Raw genomic sequence first — 803 nt, 5'->3', positions numbered from 1 at the left:
GCCTGCTTGAAGCCGTCCCTGGCCTGCGCGATGTGTGCGCCGATGTCGGTCGACGTCATCTGCTCGCGGTCGGGCATCGGCCCGTAGTGGTAGTCGCCGGCCGGGCCGAGCAGGACGCGTCGGGCACGCTCGTTGGCGATCGTGTCGTCCACCGACTGCTGGGCCCGTGCCATCGCCTCTTCGTACTGCGCCCGTTGTTCGGGCGGCAGCGCGGCCAGCTGTTCGGGCGTGAGGCGCCCGCCGTTGGCCATGGCCTCGCGGCTGGCGGCGAGTCCCTGCCTGATGGCGTCGGGGCTGAGGGCCTGCCCGATCTGCTTCAGCTTGTTGAACACAAGCCGAGCGTCCTCCCGTCGCCGCCCGCTGTCATCGAATCGCGTTGAAAAGTTTCGTGGCAGGGTGTCGTATCGGCACCACCCCCTTCGTGGTGAGGGTGAGAGGCGGTCATCGGGCCGCCCTGGACACACCGGCTCAAGGAGTTCGCGATGACGCAGTACCTCATGTCCGTCCACGGCAGCGAAGAGGAGTACGCCAAGGTCCCCGAGGACCAGTGGCCCGTGATGTTCGAGGCCGTGGACAGGTTCAACAAGCAGCTCGAGGCCGACGGGGTGTGGGTGTTCGGCGGTGGGCTCGAGGGTGCGGAGACGGCGACCGTCGTCGACGCCTCGGGTGACGCCCCGGTGTTCGCCGACGGCCCCTACCTGGAGACCAAGGAGCACATCGGTGGCTTCTGGATCATCGACGTGCCCGACCTGGACGCCGCGCTGAAGTACGCCGCCGCGGGCTCGAAGGCATGCCAGGGCAAG

General features: G+C 68.5%; 2 protein-coding genes. One reads left to right on the top strand and one right to left on the bottom strand.

Annotated elements, in window-relative coordinates; translation table 11 throughout:
* A partial coding sequence (locus ACOADB_RS18120) for a hypothetical protein (protein ID WP_378601512.1) occupies positions 1-332 on the bottom strand: 332 nt, incomplete at its 3' end.
* Positions 333-482: 150 nt separating this feature from the next.
* On the opposite strand from ACOADB_RS18120, the gene ACOADB_RS18115 reads away from it, so the two are divergent.
* Positions 483-803, top strand: a 321-nt coding sequence (locus tag ACOADB_RS18115) for a YciI family protein (protein ID WP_378601509.1), incomplete at its 3' end; no start/stop codon positions are given.

It is taken from the genome of Nocardioides sp. CPCC 206348 (genome assembly GCF_048654705.1).
GTDB lineage: Bacteria > Actinomycetota > Actinomycetes > Propionibacteriales > Nocardioidaceae > Nocardioides.
This window is presented reverse-complemented; position numbering and strand designations above follow the sequence as displayed.